This is a genomic window from Pontibacter sp. LHS2, from assembly GCF_058932845.1.
On sequence record NZ_JBZYWG010000002.1, the window covers coordinates 561,957 to 580,250 of the forward strand.

The following is an 18,294-nucleotide window of genomic DNA, read 5'->3' on the forward strand; positions in this document are numbered from 1 at the left end:
AACTGTCATTTTGACCAGCAGAATTTCCGGAGACTTCAGGGTATACCGCTAAAGTTTCCGGCAGTGGGTCCCGTACTGTAAACCTGCAGTGAAAACGGTCAGAATGCAACACACACGAGTGAGTATGCCGGACTGCCGGATTTGCACTCCGTATGTGATCGGAAAGTCTTCCGGGAGCCTGTGAAAAATCCCATGAAAGTGTATTTTGACAGAACAGGAAAAACCTTTAAATTTCCGTGAAAGACTGTGGCCGCTCACCTGGACAGGAGTGAACACGGGCTTATTCATCCTGCCGCTTCGCATATGGTGAACAGCTCAGCCCCAGAGTGACCGACCGGAAAATCTGAACTCCACTGCGATACGGGGACCGGTCTGAATGAGGGAAAATACTATCACCAGAACGGGATGGTGCGGTTGATACGCTCTGTATAGATATTTACATAATTAAACCGATAAAATGACCACAGTAAGACTGACTTTACTTACAAAAACAGGCAATATGCACAGAACAGGAGGACTGAACTGGGGTGCCAATTCACGTAATCATACCCGTGTGCTGGATGCCTATATACCGCTGCACCTGGACACAATACGCAGGAACCCCGGGGTTTTTCCGCCGAAGACCGCTCATAACCCGGTTCTGACCTTTAACTGGGATGACGGCACGACAATGCAGGGCAGATTCGAAGGGACTGTAACTGATATAAGGGACGGACAGGATTACCCGAAAAATATCGCATCATATCCCAATAAGGATACGTTGGGCACTTACTTCAGGCGAAGACTCGGAATTACGGATAATCGACCAATAACGAAGGAGGACCTGGAGCAGTACGGAAGAACCACAGTTGATATTACGCAGACAGGTCCTGACACCTACTTTCTGGATTTCCGCGTATAGCGGCTGCAGTTAAAAACCAGGAAAGCCTGGAGGACAGTAAACACGAATCAGGCCGGCAGGGATTCAGTGAGCAGCAGCAGCTTTTAATTTCCGGAAGCCGGCAAGTCAGCCGAACAGGAGCCTTTTCTGAGGGTAAACATAAACTTCGGGTTATCTTTTAATTCTGCAGTCTGCCGGAACCGCATCTTTAAGCTGTTACATGCAGGGCTGCATGGTTTTGGTCCCGGAACTCTGCGGTCTGCTTTTACTTTTCAACCTTATACAGACATTATGACGTTCTATGAAATTTTAAAGGAATCCGGAATAGATGTAAGAAACACGGACTCTGATGCAGGCAATGAACTGGACAGTAACCTGGCGCTCAATCAGTATAGCATAGACTTTGACAGGCATATTGACTCCGTCACTGATGAAGACCTGTACCAGGCGGGCAGAGCCGTGCTCCCTTTTCTGGGTCATAGAGACTTGACATTCAGAGAGGATTTCATCGAGGCTATGAGAAAGGGACTTCAGGGTGCCCGGGCCAGGCTGGAAAGAAAAACAAATCGGCTGTAGCAATGCTGCCACAGCCGCATTTTGCAACTGTTCGCTTATAATACTTAATTCAGTCAGGCAGCCGAAGTACCTCAGAGAGAAGAGCATATACTCTATGAGGTACTATTAAATCAATAAAAGGGATATTCAGGAAAAACCCAAAAATCACAACAGACAATATGAGTACTATTATAGCAGTATGGGGCGTCGCCAACCAGGGCAAGTCAGAAACAATCAGGAACATTGTATCTCTTTTTCGGCTGAACTATCCTCAGGCCACCTTCAGAGATCTTATCAAAGGTTCTGACATTAAGCTGATTATAGAATTAAACGGAAAGAAAATAGGCATTGAAAGCCAGGGTGATCCAGGCAGCAGGTTAGCAGGCAGCCTGGATGACTTTACCAGGGCGGAAACCTGTGATCTGATAATCTGTGCCTGCCGCACCAACGGCTCAACAGTTGATGCGGTAAAAAATACTGCGAGCAACTTTAGCTATAATATACTGTGGGTTACCAATTACCGGTCAGATTCAGCTCAGACCAGCCTGAATGATCTGAGTGCAAAACACATTTTTCAGCTGATCCAGACGATTATTTAATTTCAGTACTAATAATACTTTCAGTAATCGCACTGTTACAGCAGGGGCAGATCTTCACCCGCTGCAACAGTGCAATTATTGAAAGCCACCACCCCCGTATTTTCTGCTGACATTGTCAACTGATGTTTACAGAAAACCGGAACACAGCCAGGCTGCTATGAAGGTATTGCCAGCAGAAGCAGTATTTCTCTTTATCTGCTCCAGGGTTACCCGAAGCCCCTTAGCCCCAGGTTTAAAATCAGATAATCTGGTTGCAGGCCCGACAACAGTTGCAGCCGGGCAGGAATACAAGCCCTGCATCCTCACAGCAGATGAGCTGACGCCCGTCCGGGACGGTGGCGGCTGCGGAGTTCATCTCTTTGTACTCAGCTCTTCAGATCCTGTGGCATCAGATAGAACTGCAGCTGCAGATTACTGATGAACAGACGATAGTGTAAACAGTTGCTGACACTCATCTGCAATTTCTTTCGTCTATCTACCTGCCATCTCAGTCTCAATCCTTTTCAGTAACTGTATTACTTCAGCCGCAGATGCTTCAAAAGCAGGGATCGCCTCTCTAGGATTGGTTCTCGCCCAGTTCAATATATTTCGTAACAGATCGCCCTTGGCCTGCTTTCTTTCTCTCTTATTTCTGATTCCAAGTACAGCACAAACTTCGTGTCGGAAAATTTCAGGATAATAATGTTCAAAGGCAGGTTGGCTGAAAGTCACGAAGTGCTCAGATGGCCAGGACTTAAAACTCTTCTTCAGCTCCCTTATACTCTTAAGCCCTACTGAATCTCCATCAGCGACTGCCCAGGCTCTATGTTTATAGACAGGATCACTGTGCACAAAAAGGAAGAGCCTGTGCAAATCCTGAAACTTCGGAGGTAAATCATCGGCTCCCTGCGAGGCTATCGTTCTAAGACGGCTGACAAGTGAGGGTGTAAAGTGCGGCATAAGAAACTCCCGGATGACCTGCTCCGCAGAAGACTCCTCCAGAATCAGAAATCCACTGTAAGTGCCAAAGTCGAACAGATCATAACCCAGATTTTGCAGCATTTCCATGCGGGCCACCGGTGTGTCTGGTACAAGCTGAATTGCAGAGCTAGGCACTCTGGCACTGCTGCCTGATTCATAGGGTTTCCAGATAACGTGATGCATAAGACTGCCCGGTACGGAGCCGAGATACTTAACCACTATATTGGAGTGCGTAGAAATAACAAACTGATTACTTCCGGCTTTAACAGTAATCAACTGCAATAGCTCTTTCAAGGCCGCAGGATGCAGGTCATTTTCTAATTCTTCAATCAGAAAAAGCTTGTTGTTCTCCGTTAAAAGTATTACGAGCAATCCCAACACGTTCATGACGCCCTCTCCCATTGATTCCAACGGTATAGTGGACGAACCATCGACATACATTCCTAAACGTTCCTCCTGCTGCTCACCTGGGATTAAACCTATCCTGAAACCAAGAATTTTCTCACACAGCCGGTTATACTCATCAGCATGCTGAAATGACGGGGAGGTTATTTTCTGAATTTTTGATGCTAAATTACTGAGGTCCTCATGTACCTGATAGGTAGCTTCCGACCCACGGCTATGGTGGTAGTATTGTCTTTTCCTTTTGGCAAAAAACGGGTAAATAAAATTTTTTTCATTCTCCATATCAGGCAGACCCGCAAACTCGATTAAATCTGCTGCTGCGCCAGCTACATACATTTCACTTATGCCAGCATCATAAGACAGCCTGCTTCTTCCACCAGGATCGCAGAAACAGGCCCTGTCTTTCTGCTCTTTATCTGCACTCAGTTGGTATGAAATAACCAGTTGCCCGCCTGCCGGAACAGTTTCAAGTTTAGGCATGTCACGTGCGGATCGGAAAAGGGGAACATCCTCTTCTCCCATTGCTTCAAATCGTACGGCTATTTCACCTTTCTTAGTTGTTTTCCGAACATCATCCTTCCCTAAGCTATGCCCTCTTTGCAACTTATAGAGCGCCTTTATAATTGTGGACTTACCTGCATTATTAGCACCCACAAGCAGGTTTATTCCGTTGGAGAATTCAATTTCCTGACTACTATAGCTCCTGATGTTTTTCAGGTACAGGCTTCTTATATACATGGTTAAATTTAATGCTCGGTTAAAGTTAACAATAAAGAATTTACAGCTTCTATACCCGGAAAAAAACTGAAGACAGGGACTTGGTTTCCGGTGTCAACAGGTATTACCTTAAATTTATATTCTGTAAAATTACTGCCGTGTCGCAAATGCTGCTAAAGAAGCTTAACTCCTTGTAGCAGTTCCGTCCTGTCTCATCTTATGCAGGAAGAACTTTTTTAAAGTTTTTCCTGCTGATAAACCTTCTGGATGGCACTCCCTGGAGAAAACCGATTACCGTTGTGTACTACCGCATAGCGATTTTTCAAGAAGTTAACAAAGTCCTTCAGCAAAGCAGATTCTGAACAGTAAAACCTGAATCCTAAAGTTTCTTTTCTGGACTATTAGAGTCCTCCTGCTCCTGCTCCATGGATGCACTGGTGCAAGCAGGAACTACTGGCTATCATTAAGGAAGTGGCCATGCTCAAGGGGGTGGAGCTCAGAATCGAGACGGAGGATTTCGCGGAGGGCGGGCCGCGGGAGTGCCTGAAACTGATCACCCGGAACCAGTACATTCTGAAAATTGTGCTGGCTATTGTCACTAGCCTGGTGACCACCGTACCCGGGAATGTAATGACTCATGTACTAACCTCGGACCCTGAAAAAGCGCAACTGGAGAAGCAGAAGTCCCCCCCCTGTCTTTGACACATATGAAGCCAGAAGCTACTTTTTGGTAACACTTCCAGTGCATGAGGCCTTTTTACCGCTACCGGAGATCCCGGATTACGAGCCAACTGATGCTGCCCTTACTAAGAGAATTCTGCTTTTGTGTAAAGTAGCACATAGCAGGCTTGAGATTCAAAGCAGCGTGGGCATCGACCCTAAGCCAGTTACAGGAAGTACATTCAGCCTCTGATACAGTTGGATTTTCTGCAATTGACGATTCCTGATAAACCCAGTGGCAAGAACCAAATATACCTCACCACAAAGCGAGGCGAAGCATTGCTTCAGAAACTATAGTAATACAGCTTTAAGTGCTTGTGCAGCTAAAAGTTGAAAAAGGATCAAATGAAACTGAAGAAGGTATAAAGGGGAAGAGACGATGGAAAGAATTTTCAATTTCCTTTCAAACCGATATCAACCCAAGAATTTGTCAAGGATTTCAAACATTACTCAACATTCTTAGAGGAATTTAGAAGAGTTTACCTCAAACTTATCAAGAGTTTGTCAAGGATATGTCAAGGATTTCAAACACTATGCAGCGTTTTTAAAGAAATTTCAAAGAATCCATTTCAAACTTGTAAAGGATTTGTCAAGGATAAGGATGATTCAGAGTAAGTTTTTAATCACTTGAAAAAGATTATAAAGACCTATTATTAGTATTGGCGCTATTTAAGGCTTCTACAAACTGTACCACTCCTTGTACAATGTGTTAACATCAACAAGAAAAGTATTGATTTTGGCAAATTACTCACAACGTTATATATCTGAGTGCTATCGTCCGATATATAGCACCATCCCAAAACCTAAACATGCATTATAAGCTCGGATTTTAGGCCTTCGCTAAGTTAAATTCTCAGTTACAATTGCCTCGAATAATTGGACACCTTCGACAGAGAAATGCACACTAGGCTTATGCTGGCATTAGATAGCCTGTCAGCAAAACTGGGAAGGAATACTGTCTTCTGCAGTGCCCAGGGAACAGGCCGTGAGTGGAAACTCAAAAGGGATAAGCTGTCTCCCTGTTATACGACCAGGCTCAGTGACCTAGTGGAGTTTATGCTATGCTGGCCATGTGTAGCTAAGAATTTTTGGCATGATACTGTAGAAATTCTATTAGACTGATTTCCTGTAAACGCTGTTCACAACAGATCTGCTAAAATATGTAACACAAAGCACCTTCGGGTTTAATGTGATTTCAGGATCAGTCCTTTAGCCTGAATACCTGCCCAAGATTTCTGGGCATTTCAGCTAAAACACTTTGACCCACATCTAAAAGATGATGCTATAAATAGAATCAAGTAACATGTGCTGGATAAAAGGATCAAATGTGTCATCAAGCCATTAAAGGTAAGTTCATAATACTCCCTTATAAAAATCTTCCACGCAACAATATGATTAGATGAAATAAACTTAATCACTATGGTTTAAGGACCTTTAAATATAAAATTGCTGCAGAAATAGAATAACACAACTCCGAGTCAATGAAATTTAGTGTAATTTAAAGAACGTAAAATGTATATATTTATAGTCTAAACCGTATACATCTAATGAGCGACATAAGGGACAAGGTATGGAGAGCACTGGCAGATGCTAAAGTGAATGAATGCTATTCAAGCTTAGTAGTAAAGCGTTATCAGAAATACGATCTGTCACTCAACATATTTCTTGTACTATCTACATCTTCAAGTATTGCAGCTTGGGCGATATGGGATCACCTACATCTTTTGTGGGGTATAATCATAGGCGCTAGTCAAGTAATGACTTTAGTAAAGCCTTACTTCTTATTCCCTAAATACATTAAAGTTTTTAGTGAGAAGAAGGGCCAGTGGCAGACTTTAACTGTGGAACTTGAAGAATTATGGCATAAGCTTGACAGAGAAGCCATAGATGAAAATGAAGTTTGGGAAACATATCCAGTCATTCGTAAACGAATGGCAGTACTTGATCAAACGCCAGAAGACATCATCTTCTTTAAACATGCAAGTCTTCACAAGGAAGCTGAAGTAAATTGTAACATATACCTAAATAAAATATAGCATATGAGCAAACAGAGACCCCCTGAAAGACCGCAAGTGCCAACGCCTAGGCCAGCCCCAAGTCCATATGAACGACCAGAGCCGGACACAAAAGAGTTTCCTGGTCACACCAACCCGCCGCCAACTCCACCCAGACGGGACAAATAAACAACAAGTTGACTCCCTTTCGCATCTGGGTAAACCAATACCTACATATTCTCGCTTTCGAAATCTGTAAGTGCAGTAGATTTAAAACAGTGCTATAAATTGTAGGTGCTACTACTTGCCCTGACACTACTGCTAATTTTGGCAGCAAAAGACTTGCAGTTTTTTTCGTAATCCCTCCATGATTGAGTGAGAGGGGATTAATAAAGAAAAACGAGAAAAGGGAAATGTCAGCAAAACTACTGCTCAATGCTAGAGAATGTCAGCTTTCATCCTGACTATTGCAGGTAATAGAAATAGCATGTGCCTCAAGAAGGCTTTTCTCTTTTGATTAAGTCGTCCATCTTTAGCATAGGCATGAGTGTAACCTGCATCGAATGGGTGGTCTAACTCCGGCAAAGCTGTTGAATAGCTAGTGGATAAAATAAACAGAGATTCAAACATTCGCTTGAATCTCTGTTTGAACAGTTCTAAAAATATAGCTTATTTCATACTGGAACTCTTAGTTTACTATACCTCTTATAGCGCATATCGAATGCAATTGTACCACCTTCCATAATATCACAGATAGCTTTTTTAATGTTTAGGTCCTCTATACTACCTTTATGCTTTGCATGAATATGCTTAGTCTCGGAGTCCATAACAATAATATGTTCACTATCTCCATTTACAGGTATGTTGGCATTATGAGTCACACATATTATTTGCCTACACTCCTTTGTCTTTCTTAACTGCTCTACGACTAGGTCATAAATTAAATTATTATCTAAATCATCTTCTGGCTGATCCAATAATAACGGTTTATTACCCTGACATAAAATCATTGTAAGTATAGCCGCTGTCTTTTGACCTGCAGAAGCACTTGAAAGCTGTCTCCAAGTACCTGCACCATTACGGTACTCTATATTAATCTTATCTTCAGGAAACATCAAATCAAAATCATCAAGTTGCTCACCATTTAGAGACTTTATCTTATTCTTAAATCTACCTCCAAATGAATTTCCTGTATACTCATCACTTACGATTGCAAGGATTAACTTTGATAGCTCTTCATTATTCTTCGTTAAATTACTGCCTCTCCAGTTCTCCTTTAATTTATTAACATCATCTTCATAACCTGGGCTATCAATGATAGATCTGACGATATCTTCTAAGTTATCAAGATCTTTGCATCCTTCTACTTTCGCTCTAACATTAGTATTAATAAGCAACGAGTTTAAGAATTCACGTCTCTTTTGAGTCATTTGCAGCCTTAAGTTGACAAACTCCTGCTTTAAATTTGCTTTATCAGAAATCCCTAAACTTATATTATTTTCAATTTGCTCAAGATTCTTTAGCTGACTTTTCTTTTCTTCTAGTAAATCTATGTCCGTTTGTATCTGTTCTACAGCATTAACACCTGCTTTAGATAACTCTTGCTTTTTTGATTCAAATTCGACTTGAGATTTCTGATTATCTAAGTACCATTTTGTTTCAGATATGGCAGTTCTTAGATCTGAAGGTATGATACTGTAACTTTCCTTTAATTTTACTAATGCCTCTATCGTTTCCTGTACTTTAGAATTGATGCCTCCTATTACTTCATTCAGAACTTCTTGGTAGGATTCGTTGAATTCCGATAAATCAATTGCAGGTTTTGCAATACTTTCGGCCAATGTGTCAAATTCAACAGCTTTACTTTCTATGGCAAAAATAAACTCTTTCAAAACTGCAGTGTCATTATAGAAAGACTGGCGTTTCTTAAGCTCATCGTCAATACCGCTAGCATGATACTTTTTGATTCTGCCCTCGATATCTTGCAGTTCCGCTAAAAGGATAGGCTTATGTTGTACCTTTAACTGAAGCGTTCTTATTTCACTAGATTTCTGTTTAAATTCTTGGGCCTTCAGTTCAGCCTGATTTTTTAAACTTTTAATCTCCTGGCTAGTCTCGTCAATCCTTTCTCTTAAAGAGTTTAAATTAGTAGCTACTTCAAATATTTGCTTCTGAGAAAAAATATCAAAGTCAAAAAAATTCAAAAAGCTATTATCAAGCATTTCCTCAAAGTTGGAATTGTCAGTATTAAACTTTAATACTTCAAGCCTTTTTGTATTTTCATGTTTCATTCTGACCATGTATAGCTCATCTCTTCTCACCAGTTCTACTTCAATTACACAGCCATTTTTTAATACTCCTTGCCTACCATTTCTTTCTTTCAGTTTAAAGAAACGATTAAATTCTTCTAAAACTATAGGTAGTGATTCTAGTTCGTTCTCCTTACCAAAAACACCTCTTATAAATTGGAGAATAGAAGATTTACCACTTCCTCTTCCTCCTATTATTGTATTCATCTGAGGGCTAAAGCTAATTTCTAGCGGTTCCGTATTATGAGATATATTTGTATCTTTTATGGTAATCCTTCTTAACCATAAATCAGGATTATCATACGGCTTAGTACCATTCGGACACTCAAAGTCCGACTTTACTCTAAACTTGTATAACAACAGGGCTTGTCTTAAGCTTTCAAGACTAGGCACTTGATCCATCTTTATCCAAGTATACCTGGTGCCAATACCAGCTAAACCATGCTTAGAATCTCCTAGAGAATGTGGGTTGTCAGAAAACGTAAGAACAGCTTTGTTAGCCTCAATAGCTTGCACAACAGATAAGCGCCAGCTTTTAATAAATTCTTCTGAAACTTTTAGCCTTTTCTCTGCTATATCCTTTTCGGACGCCCCAAAGTGGGCATTAATTTTATTTAATGCTTCATTTTTTGCAGTAGCATTATACTCTTTAGCCAAAACAGTGAGACATTGATGTACTACTTGGACTCCAAGTACATCATCTCCTTCAAAGAGTTTTTGCCTAAGTGTATTGGCCATCTGACATATACCATTATATTCATCAATATGTGCCGGAATACAAATCGCCCCCCTCTCTTTTGCAAGTTCTACTACCTCTTTCACACTTTTGGGTGAATGAGCGTCTTGTTCTCCAAAGTCCTTTCTTTCAATACCAGAAAGAAAGATGAAGTCCTCAATATCCTGTTTAGTTTTCACTGGGTCAAAAAGCACTAAAATGTGCACTTTTGCATCACTACAAGTAAGTTCAACACCTGGAAATACAGTAAGTCCTTTTTCAAATGCAGCTTCTTTTATTTGATCAATCCAGTCACCTGTGTTATGATCTGTAACGGCTACACAGTCTAAGCCTTTATCTAACGCTTCTTGAACCCATTGCTGAGGTGTAACTGCCACTCTATCTTTGAAACACTTACTTGCTGGGGTGTGTAAATGTAGATCACATTTAAACCATTTAGTACCTACCATGACGAACCTAACTAATGTTATATGTAATAGCAATATATATATTTATATCAGAATTAACATATAAAGTTTACATTAATATAGGCATGTATATAGAGGACTTGGTACGTTCACTTAAAAGCAATAAGAGTTTCTATATTTTATCAAAATATGAAATAGTTAATATTGGAATCTACGCATTGTATTTATCTAGTATCTATGCTACCTTTTGTTTATTATTCCTTTTCTCAGGCATTCTCTGTAAATTTATACACCCTATGTTATGGGCAATAAAAACAAGCTTAGACTATTTACCGGAAGACAAAGAAACGCAAGTACTGAAACTGAAGAATTAGATCCTTCAGTTTCAGTACCCTGTGCGGATAAGGTTATTCATTTTGGCAGCTACGCTAGTGATAATTGGGTAGAGGATAAGTATACCGAGAATGGTATACGGTATGAATATGTAAGTGACTTTGATGTGCAGATTTTTACTACTAATAGTGAAGAAAAAGAATAGATCTCACAAGATAAGATTGTGAGCAGACTATAATATAATTAATCAAATTGATTCAATAATCTATCTTAGCTTATTCTTCTAACGGATCAGCTAAGTTAGTTACATGTAAATCCTATTATATAAAAGAGGGGCTGAAATGCCCCTCTTTTATATTTTAAATATTAATACACGTCCTTTAGGTTATCTGTACCCTTACTTATCAACCATTGCCCTGCTTGTCTGAGAAGAAGCTCATCCTCATAAATCAATCCAGGACTATAACGACTTAGCAGCTTATACCCTAAAGGGGTGTGTGCTTCGATGGTCCAATTAGAGCCGTCTATTTGCGAAACCCATTGATAAGGCTTAAAGGCCCAAAAATTACCATTTGTCAATAATTTTTTAAATTCTTCAAACTGTTTTATAGAAATCGTCTTCTCTGCTATTTCTAGCACTCCAGTCTCTTTATCAATTTTGGTAATATGCATCGTTGCTCTGTCACGCTGTTTATACAGTTCAATAATGTAGTCATCATGAAACGCCCTAGTCCAGATTAATCTATAAGTTTCACTACCTGTATAATTATAGTTTAAAACTGGTCTATTTGCTTTTAACAGCAGGTTTGATAAAGACTTAACGGTGGAAGAATCTATTGTAAGTTCATGGAATAACCCCTGCTTATCGACAGGGACCTTCTTTAAGTCATTTACAGTATCAAATGGCTTATCCACTATAATGCGACCGGCGGGACTAAAGTCCCTAAAGTCTTCATAGTTGAAGTAAATAGCCTGCTTTGGAAATGCTTCTGGCTCGTTTAGCTGTCCTTCTTGCTTTTTGTACTTAGATCCAAAATGTAAGTTGTCATCATTAGGATTCACAACCTGACGCTTAGGCAGCTGAGTGGCTGATGAACAACCAAGCAGTATGAACATCAAGCAAGACAAATACTTTGAAAATTTCATAGCTCTTTAAATATAATATAATAAAAGTGTATAAATGTGATTCCAGCATAGGTTGTAGAAGGAGATAAGCAACCTCCTTCTACAACCTGTAATCCGCTGGGCCTATTAAGCCAACTCAATATGGCAAGTATTTAGTTGATGTTATTACACAACGTGCTAAGATTGCCTGTTTGAATATTGAAGAACTGACTTCCTGTACCATATTGCGCTATCGCCCCGCAGCCAATAACCCATTTACTGAGCTGGGGGTATCGTTGCGCTAATTGATTATCACCGGAACTCACAGTATGGGAAACCCCGTCACTTCCATCCTGTCGGCAAGGGGCATGGGTGTGAATCGCAGCTACTACAGGAATGAAATAATTCGGGCCGTTAGCTACTAAATCAGTATGATTCAAAGAAGGTTGGCCTTGAGAAGAAGGCCAGTGATAGTAAAGCCTCCCATCAAACTCATAAAGGCCACTGGCTTGTCCACCATGGAAAGGAAGAATATCAGTCACAATTAAATTACCTGCAGAAGTTATATATCCATTGACTTCGTTGCTAGGGTAATTATTCCACATGAATTGAATGCCAGCACATTTATCCTGAAATTCACGGACAGGTATATTACCAATGGCATTATAAACCAAAGCCGGATCATAATAGAAGTTTGTACTATTGCCCCATCCATCGCCGGATCCGGTTCCTGGACTGCCTCCTCCCGTTCCACAAAGTCCATCCTGTACATTTTCAGGATTCAAACATGGATCAGATGCATCGCCGCCAAAGCAAACTTCATCTACAATCTCCGAACTCTGCATACGCCATGGACCACAGTTTTCATCTGAAGGTGGCTCATCTGGGTTCAAGGCACAGTTGCGAACCCAAGAGTGCTCGTAATACTGCACACAGTAAACCGAGTTACTGTAACTCTCCGCCTGCAGTTGCTGTAAACCAGTAGCTTGGATGGAGGAGCCAGTTCGGGAAGCTTGGTGCCCGTGTTGCTTAGGAACTATTTTGCGAATTGGTTTTCCCTGGTTGATATGAAGAATAAACTCTGTCTTTTCATGCCAGTCTTTATAGACTAAATAACCATTAAAGTCTTTGTCAAGCTTCCTAAGACTATTGTGGCTAATGTCTGGTCGCTTCTTCTTCTTGAGGTAGTCTATCTCAGGCACATAAGTAACTAAACGCTCTCCTATCTTTCCGTCTTTATCCTTATAAATTATTAAACGGTTTAGAGAAGAAGCCAGAACAGGTTTAACCGTGTTAAAATCGACGGTTTGAGCATCTGTAGTAATAATCTGCATCCTAGTTTCACTAAAGACAATCGGCACCTCATAATAACTGTAATTGTCAGTTTCAGCATAAGTAGCCAAGTACCATAGTACACTGCGATCCAATTTATGATTTTTGTCCGCACTTTGTGTTCCGTTTACTTCTTGGAGACTGGGTTTCCCCTGCAACTTATACTCGTGATAATGAATGGCCTCCTGTATATTGAAAGAAGTGTTAGGCTCAACTGGATCAATGCTGTCCTTATTGCAGGAGATAATCAACAAGGCCGCCAATGCCATTAAGGCATTTGTAAGGGATTTCCCCCATCTTTTTGTTTTCATGTAGGCTTACGTTATGGTTAAGTATTTAAATATACTAATATATAAATACTTAACCATAACACAAAAACTATTTTTACTACACAAAATGATGTACTTTAAAATATTCTCACTGAATGGCAGCAGATAGACTTAATAATGAATTAATTTAGGTTTTCCCACCTCTGAGATTGTTATTTAAATTAACATTACATGCATTACACTTCAATGCTTTGGTAATGTTTCATTTTTTTTGCGACGTTTGCTCGGATGCTGTCTACTTGAAGTGAGGGCACTTTTACTGGTAAAGTTAAAATGGAATTCCCCCAGTAAAGAACATCTGAAATTCGGTCCTGTTTTTCATAGAAATTAAATAAATGGTAACGGCTGGTGAACCGGTTGGGCACCATGAAGATGGCCATTTGGTAGGCTTGCTCTGCTTTAGTAATCTCGCCTAATTTTTCATAACACTCCCCCAATAACATATATAGATGATTACTGGTTTTCAGTTGAGTTGCTTCTTCAAGCACCTTCAATGCCTCCTTTTGCTCATTACTAATAAGCAACAATTCCCCATATGCCATAAGGAAATTCCCATCCTTCTTTAAATTTCCATATAACTGCTGATACAATTCGAGAGCTTTTGAGCTGTACCCAGCAGACCGGAGTACGCGAGCCTTTTCCCACTGTTTATAAACTTCAGGTTGCCTTAAACGGGAGCTATTCACAAGTACGCTTATCAACAAAAAACATGTTAGTGAAACACCCAAATATTTTGCCCAACTCAAGTATCCCACTCCGTAAGCATAATACAATAGAATAGACAGTGCAAAAAAGAAAACAGTTTGGTGGTGCGCCTGTTCACTAATATGAGTAAAGCAAGCCGCCACTGCAAGCGATATTAGAAGAGAACAACTGCCGACCACCCAAGCAAAAGACCAGGAAGAAGATACCACCCGCTGGTGTGCCCTTTTAGTTAGGTGCCACAGGGAGTAGCTTAGTACCAACAAGAATATGAAGCCGACTATTCCGGTCTCAATTAGTAGTTGGAAGTAATCGTTAAATGCATAATAAGTATTATCAGCTAGCAGCAATTCATTTGTACTGTACTGCCCTGCCTCAAAATATGCCGCCTGATACTGTCCATACAGTACCTTAAAGTTCCCTATTCCGACACCTCCGATATAGTGATCGTTTAACATCCCGAATGCTACTTTATATATCAAAAGACGGCCCAGGGAGGAGTTCGATTTGAAATAAAATACTAAAAAGAGGAGAAAAATAATCAACAAGAAAATAATCAGATACCAGCTCCAGCGCCTCAGACTGTTCCCCTTGAAATTGTATGCGATGTAGACGGTGCTTAAAGCATAACTAAGCATAAAGGCCCTACTCCCTTGGAAGACTGCGTATAAAAACAAGCCCATAAATATGCTTAGCAACAGCCAAAGTAACCTTGTACCTTTTTCGTTCATTTTCATGTAGATAGCGGCTCAATGGGGAAGATTTCAATTTCATATTATAGATAATACTTTGCAACTATAAATATAGTAAAGCATTATTAGTCGCATAGACAGTTGAGACAGTTAGAGAGTCTTCTGTCTCCATATCAACTTTTGTATATCAAAAACAGCGCCTTATAGAATTGAGTCTTTTCGCATGACCATTGCACGAGCCTATAAATCAATTCAACGTTAGCGTCTAATATAGTTGAACAAAATCAGTCAAGCTAATGTATTTTACACTACCGAAGCTATATGGTTGTTAACTAAACATATTACCGCTTTCTTCTACTTGTAATTACAAGATGAAAATTGTTAAGACAATAATCCTACACCTACTGCTTTCTATCTTCATCAGCTGCACGTCTGACCAAGATACGACATTGAAGAATCAGCAACTGATCCAAAACCAAATCACCGCCCACTACAATAATCTACAACTTAAAGGTTATCAGCCTATCTCATACAGCGACATTGATACAATTGCCATACAGCGAAATAAGAATGGAAGCATTTCAGTCATCATTGGAGAAGTGACTCATCACTTTCGAGCCTTAAAGGGCGACATCTTGAAGGAGCAAAGTCAGGTATTTGACGTGCAAATATATGAAGATGATGTGGTGGTAATTCCGACAAAAGATGGTACTGTACAAAACGAGCAGAATTCTATTAGGATTTGATTGCAATGATACTGCCTATACTTATCACACTTTTGAAATAACAGTAACAATCTAAGTAAAATGGTTGATGGTGTCCCCCTAACTCCTTACCTATTCCTTTTATCAAGCATTATTTGTAAATTTATACCACCCTATGTTATGAATGATGAAAACAAGCTTAGATTACCTGCCACAAAACAAACAAAAGGAAATAGAAACTATACTAGAAGTGATCAAAGAGTTCAGACCTTCTAAAGTTATTCTATTTGGTAGTTATGCTAAAGGAAACTGGCAACAAGGGCAGTATCATAAGAACTCTACACTGTATGAGTTTAATAGTGACTATGATATACTGGTGGTAATCAATGATAAAAATGAAGAAATTACTGGCATCTATGATAGAGTTAGAAATAGGTGCGCAACGAAAGCGCCCATTAATGTTTTAGTGCACAGTTTAAAATATATAAATACAGGTTTAGAAAAAGGCCAATATTTTTTCTCTGATATTCTAAAAACAGGAATTCTACTGTATGATTCTGGAGAAGGGGTATTTGCAGAACCTATAGAATTATCTAATTTAGAGAAAAAGGAAATAGCCGAAGAATACTTCAATTACTGGTTTGATTTATCTTCTGAATTTTTAGAGATAGCAACAAATTCATATAAAAAAGCAGTAGCGACTGGTGGAAGGTTAAACATGGCAGCTTATCAATTGTTTCAGGCTGTTGAAGGTTTTTACTCAACTGTCCTTCTGGTATGTACTAACTACAAACCTAAGACTCATAATCTTGATACTTACAGGAATCATGTCAAAGGTATTTCTATCACCTTAGACAGTGTATTTCCAGTAGATCCTAAAGATCGCTATACGGCTGACTTGTTTAATTTATTAAAACAAGCCTACATAGGTGCAAAATATAAAATGGATTTCCCTATCACTGGACAGCAATTAAGTGATCTGATAAAGTATGTGAATCAACTCCAAGATGTTACTAAAGTGATTTGTAAAGAGAAAATCTCTTCATACTAACATCTAGTTAACTCAAGCTATACTTTCTGTATTTGTAGCTGTTCCTTGAAGAAGGAACACGTTCTAAGACTCCATCATTCATAAGTTTTCTTAAAACACCAGAAACTGCAGAACTTGCTAAATTCACTTCATATAATTTTTCAATCTGCTTGATAATTTCCTTCACTTCCCTATGGGTATCCAAAAAACCAGTTTTTAATAACTTATCGACAAATTCAGCATTCTTTCTAGGTTTTGTTGAGGTAGGAATAAAATTTGTATTCAAATCTAGCTTACACTTAACATCCTTATGAAGCTCTTCAGGTGTTTTACCGAGTGCAACCGCCACAGCTATTATAGTAGATAGAGTAGCACCATGTTTAGCATTTTCAACACGATATACCTGATTAGGCAGTATCTCAGCAATTGAGGCAAGTTCAAGCTGAGTTAAACCTTTCTCTTTTCTTAGCCTCTTTACATTCTTGCCGAATGCAACTTCATAATCTATGTACTTTCTTTTCACTCCGAAAGAAAGTTTTATAGCCAATAAAGTTTATCGTCAAATTTGTAGATAAAATATAAATTCATTATATTTGTACTAAGCTGATACATCTCATTAATGTCTCTCCTACTAAGCTTGAGAACCTTAGTGTAAGAGACGATGACAACAGGTTTACCATATCTAAAAGCAGTAAGTGCGGGCACTCCTTTGGCATGGACCGGCAGGTTCTCAAGCCTTAGTAATGTCCACGGGAGTCCCGCGCTTTACTTTTCCCTGCTGCTGCGCCTGCCTTTGCTGGCCTGGCACCTGTTTCACCCTGCCTTTTCTGTTTTGCCAAACATGAAGCCCGTTACCGTGGCTTCTCCCTATACCATACCTGGCATCCGTGACTGGGTGCTCCTGATCTCACCGCCAGAGTGAGCTGATTCCTCCCCGTCGCTGTCCGCTGACACAGGCTGTAGAGTCTTGTGCGGGCAGCCGTCCCCTTTCCCCTTCCCGGCATGTCCGGCTTCATTCAGAAGCTGGCAGGAACCTTATTCTCTCAATTTTTACGCATTACCCCTGAATACTATGATGCCCTACACCTTACCTGAATTCAAACTATCCGAGCCGGACCAGGCCCTGCTCGACTTCTGCGGCCGCTACCCGCAGGCCGAGGCCCAACAGCGGCTCCGGCAATGGTTTAGCCTCGCCCTCCAGGACAGCCGCACTGTCTCCTGTCGGCGCAACACTGAATTAATCACTTTCTATGAAGATCTTAAAACGCTTGTTTCGGCTGTATATCAGCTGCATGACCTGCCCGGCCAAACCGAACCGGGTGCGCCGTTCCTAAACAAGGCACCGGTCCCTTCTGAGCAGGTCTCCCTGTCCGGGGCCCTGGAGGCGCTGCACGCCAACGTGTCAGCCAACTGGATCCTGCTGATCTGCCCACCGGAGTAGCCCTTCCCACCAAAACAGGCGGCAGCCTGGTCACCGGGCTGCTCTCTTGCCCTTAAAGCAAATACTTCACATAAAACCGATAAATCCATGACCGTACCATCTACCACTTTACTGGACGGCAAGACGCCGGAAAAGGCCCTAGAGGCTTTCTGCCAGACCTACACCCAAGAGGAGACGCAGCACGCCTTGTGGCAGTGCCTGCAACCGCGCCTGCTGCAGCTCACCTCCCAGTCACCGGGCGAGGAAGTTGACCGCCAGTTGGCCCTCTACGGGCACCTGGAACAGTTGATCACCGTGCTTTACGAGCTACCGGTCAGCCCGGGCTGAGCGCGGCACCGCCGACCG

Annotated in this window: 18 protein-coding genes; 12 read left to right on the forward strand and 6 right to left on the reverse strand. The window is 40.7% G+C overall.

Going from position 1 to position 18,294, the window contains the following annotated elements; genetic code table 11:
- The first annotated feature begins 457 nt into the window (after positions 1-457).
- From AC5FX6_RS11160 to AC5FX6_RS11170, 3 genes are all read left to right on the forward strand, one after another.
- A complete protein-coding gene (locus AC5FX6_RS11160; RefSeq protein WP_493597132.1) occupies positions 458-901 on the forward strand; it encodes a hypothetical protein in 444 nt (147 codons plus the stop codon).
- 270 nt (positions 902-1,171) lie between these two features.
- Positions 1,172-1,456 (forward strand): hypothetical protein, encoded by a 285-nt coding sequence (locus tag AC5FX6_RS11165; RefSeq protein ID WP_493597133.1) that lies wholly within the window; start codon positions 1,172-1,174, stop codon positions 1,454-1,456.
- Positions 1,457-1,614: 158 nt separating this feature from the next.
- A complete protein-coding gene (locus AC5FX6_RS11170; protein ID WP_493597134.1) occupies positions 1,615-2,034 on the forward strand; it encodes a hypothetical protein in 420 nt (139 codons plus the stop codon).
- Between the two features lie 471 nt (positions 2,035-2,505).
- On the opposite strand, the gene AC5FX6_RS11175 is transcribed toward AC5FX6_RS11170, so the two are convergent.
- The gene (locus AC5FX6_RS11175) at positions 2,506-4,137 is read right to left on the reverse strand and encodes an ATP-dependent nuclease (protein WP_493597135.1); all 1,632 of its coding nucleotides are present in this window, start codon (positions 4,135-4,137) and stop codon (positions 2,506-2,508) included.
- 408 nt (positions 4,138-4,545) lie between these two features.
- Here AC5FX6_RS11175 and AC5FX6_RS11180 point away from each other — a divergent pair, with 408 nt between their 5' ends.
- From AC5FX6_RS11180 to AC5FX6_RS11190, 3 genes are all read left to right on the forward strand, one after another.
- Entirely contained in the window at positions 4,546-4,818 is a 273-nt protein-coding gene (locus tag AC5FX6_RS11180; RefSeq protein ID WP_493597136.1) for a hypothetical protein, read from the forward strand.
- Positions 4,819-5,748: 930 nt separating this feature from the next.
- A complete protein-coding gene (locus AC5FX6_RS11185) occupies positions 5,749-5,958 on the forward strand; it encodes a DUF4113 domain-containing protein (RefSeq protein WP_493597137.1) in 210 nt (69 codons plus the stop codon).
- Between the two features lie 425 nt (positions 5,959-6,383).
- Positions 6,384-6,872, forward strand: coding sequence for a hypothetical protein (locus AC5FX6_RS11190; RefSeq protein ID WP_493597138.1), 489 nt, complete (start codon positions 6,384-6,386; stop codon positions 6,870-6,872).
- 632 nt (positions 6,873-7,504) lie between these two features.
- Here AC5FX6_RS11190 and AC5FX6_RS11195 read toward each other — a convergent pair.
- The gene (locus tag AC5FX6_RS11195) at positions 7,505-10,324 is read right to left on the reverse strand and encodes a TrlF family AAA-like ATPase (protein WP_493597139.1); all 2,820 of its coding nucleotides are present in this window, start codon (positions 10,322-10,324) and stop codon (positions 7,505-7,507) included.
- A gap of 259 nt (positions 10,325-10,583) precedes the next feature.
- Here AC5FX6_RS11195 and AC5FX6_RS11200 point away from each other — a divergent pair, with 259 nt between their 5' ends.
- A complete protein-coding gene (locus AC5FX6_RS11200) occupies positions 10,584-10,820 on the forward strand; it encodes a hypothetical protein (RefSeq protein WP_493597140.1) in 237 nt (78 codons plus the stop codon).
- 161 nt (positions 10,821-10,981) lie between these two features.
- On the opposite strand, the gene AC5FX6_RS11205 is transcribed toward AC5FX6_RS11200, so the two are convergent.
- The 3 genes from AC5FX6_RS11205 to AC5FX6_RS11215 form a co-directional block, all read right to left on the reverse strand.
- Positions 10,982-11,761 (reverse strand): hypothetical protein, encoded by a 780-nt coding sequence (locus AC5FX6_RS11205; protein WP_493597141.1) that lies wholly within the window; start codon positions 11,759-11,761, stop codon positions 10,982-10,984.
- Positions 11,762-11,892: 131 nt separating this feature from the next.
- Positions 11,893-13,362 (reverse strand): hypothetical protein, encoded by a 1,470-nt coding sequence (locus tag AC5FX6_RS11210; protein ID WP_493597142.1) that lies wholly within the window; start codon positions 13,360-13,362, stop codon positions 11,893-11,895.
- Positions 13,363-13,556: 194 nt separating this feature from the next.
- Positions 13,557-14,819 (reverse strand): O-antigen ligase family protein, encoded by a 1,263-nt coding sequence (locus AC5FX6_RS11215; protein ID WP_493597143.1) that lies wholly within the window; start codon positions 14,817-14,819, stop codon positions 13,557-13,559.
- A gap of 326 nt (positions 14,820-15,145) precedes the next feature.
- Here AC5FX6_RS11215 and AC5FX6_RS11220 point away from each other — a divergent pair, with 326 nt between their 5' ends.
- On the forward strand, positions 15,146-15,520 hold the full coding sequence (locus AC5FX6_RS11220; protein WP_493597144.1) for a hypothetical protein: 375 nt from the start codon (positions 15,146-15,148) through the stop codon (positions 15,518-15,520).
- 142 nt (positions 15,521-15,662) lie between these two features.
- Positions 15,663-16,529, forward strand: coding sequence for a hypothetical protein (locus AC5FX6_RS11225; RefSeq protein WP_493597145.1), 867 nt, complete (start codon positions 15,663-15,665; stop codon positions 16,527-16,529).
- Positions 16,530-16,536: 7 nt separating this feature from the next.
- Here the strand turns inward: AC5FX6_RS11225 and AC5FX6_RS11230 are convergent, their stop codons facing one another.
- Positions 16,537-17,031, reverse strand: a complete 495-nt coding sequence (locus AC5FX6_RS11230; RefSeq protein WP_493597146.1) for a helix-turn-helix domain-containing protein — start codon at positions 17,029-17,031, stop codon at positions 16,537-16,539.
- Positions 17,032-17,169: 138 nt separating this feature from the next.
- Here AC5FX6_RS11230 and AC5FX6_RS11235 point away from each other — a divergent pair, with 138 nt between their 5' ends.
- The 3 genes from AC5FX6_RS11235 to AC5FX6_RS11245 all read left to right on the forward strand — a co-directional run bounded on the left by AC5FX6_RS11235 (position 17,170) and on the right by AC5FX6_RS11245 (position 18,276).
- Positions 17,170-17,430 carry a hypothetical protein gene (locus tag AC5FX6_RS11235; protein WP_493597147.1) on the forward strand — a complete coding sequence of 87 codons (261 nt, stop codon included), beginning with the start codon at positions 17,170-17,172 and terminating at the stop codon, positions 17,428-17,430.
- Between the two features lie 150 nt (positions 17,431-17,580).
- A complete protein-coding gene (locus AC5FX6_RS11240; protein ID WP_493597148.1) occupies positions 17,581-17,949 on the forward strand; it encodes a hypothetical protein in 369 nt (122 codons plus the stop codon).
- Positions 17,950-18,036: 87 nt separating this feature from the next.
- Positions 18,037-18,276, forward strand: a complete 240-nt coding sequence (locus tag AC5FX6_RS11245; protein WP_493597149.1) for a hypothetical protein — start codon at positions 18,037-18,039, stop codon at positions 18,274-18,276.
- Positions 18,277-18,294 lie beyond the last annotated feature (18 nt).

Coding starts and splice junctions, on each gene's coding strand:
- AC5FX6_RS11235 (WP_493597147.1), top strand. CDS start 17,170: ATGACAACAGGTTTACCATATCTAAAAGCAGTAAGTGCGGGCACTCCT.
- AC5FX6_RS11200 (WP_493597140.1), top strand. CDS start 10,584: ATGGGCAATAAAAACAAGCTTAGACTATTTACCGGAAGACAAAGAAAC.
- AC5FX6_RS11175 (WP_493597135.1), bottom strand. CDS start 4,137: ATGTATATAAGAAGCCTGTACCTGAAAAACATCAGGAGCTATAGTAGT.
- AC5FX6_RS11225 (WP_493597145.1), top strand. CDS start 15,663: ATGATGAAAACAAGCTTAGATTACCTGCCACAAAACAAACAAAAGGAA.
- AC5FX6_RS11245 (WP_493597149.1), top strand. CDS start 18,037: ATGACCGTACCATCTACCACTTTACTGGACGGCAAGACGCCGGAAAAG.
- AC5FX6_RS11215 (WP_493597143.1), bottom strand. CDS start 14,819: ATGAAAATGAACGAAAAAGGTACAAGGTTACTTTGGCTGTTGCTAAGC.
- AC5FX6_RS11205 (WP_493597141.1), bottom strand. CDS start 11,761: ATGAAATTTTCAAAGTATTTGTCTTGCTTGATGTTCATACTGCTTGGT.
- AC5FX6_RS11190 (WP_493597138.1), top strand. CDS start 6,384: ATGAGCGACATAAGGGACAAGGTATGGAGAGCACTGGCAGATGCTAAA.
- AC5FX6_RS11210 (WP_493597142.1), bottom strand. CDS start 13,362: ATGAAAACAAAAAGATGGGGGAAATCCCTTACAAATGCCTTAATGGCA.
- AC5FX6_RS11240 (WP_493597148.1), top strand. CDS start 17,581: ATGATGCCCTACACCTTACCTGAATTCAAACTATCCGAGCCGGACCAG.
- AC5FX6_RS11165 (WP_493597133.1), top strand. CDS start 1,172: ATGACGTTCTATGAAATTTTAAAGGAATCCGGAATAGATGTAAGAAAC.
- AC5FX6_RS11170 (WP_493597134.1), top strand. CDS start 1,615: ATGAGTACTATTATAGCAGTATGGGGCGTCGCCAACCAGGGCAAGTCA.
- AC5FX6_RS11220 (WP_493597144.1), top strand. CDS start 15,146: ATGAAAATTGTTAAGACAATAATCCTACACCTACTGCTTTCTATCTTC.
- AC5FX6_RS11160 (WP_493597132.1), top strand. CDS start 458: ATGACCACAGTAAGACTGACTTTACTTACAAAAACAGGCAATATGCAC.
- AC5FX6_RS11195 (WP_493597139.1), bottom strand. CDS start 10,324: ATGGTAGGTACTAAATGGTTTAAATGTGATCTACATTTACACACCCCA.
- AC5FX6_RS11185 (WP_493597137.1), top strand. CDS start 5,749: ATGCTGGCATTAGATAGCCTGTCAGCAAAACTGGGAAGGAATACTGTC.
- AC5FX6_RS11180 (WP_493597136.1), top strand. CDS start 4,546: ATGCACTGGTGCAAGCAGGAACTACTGGCTATCATTAAGGAAGTGGCC.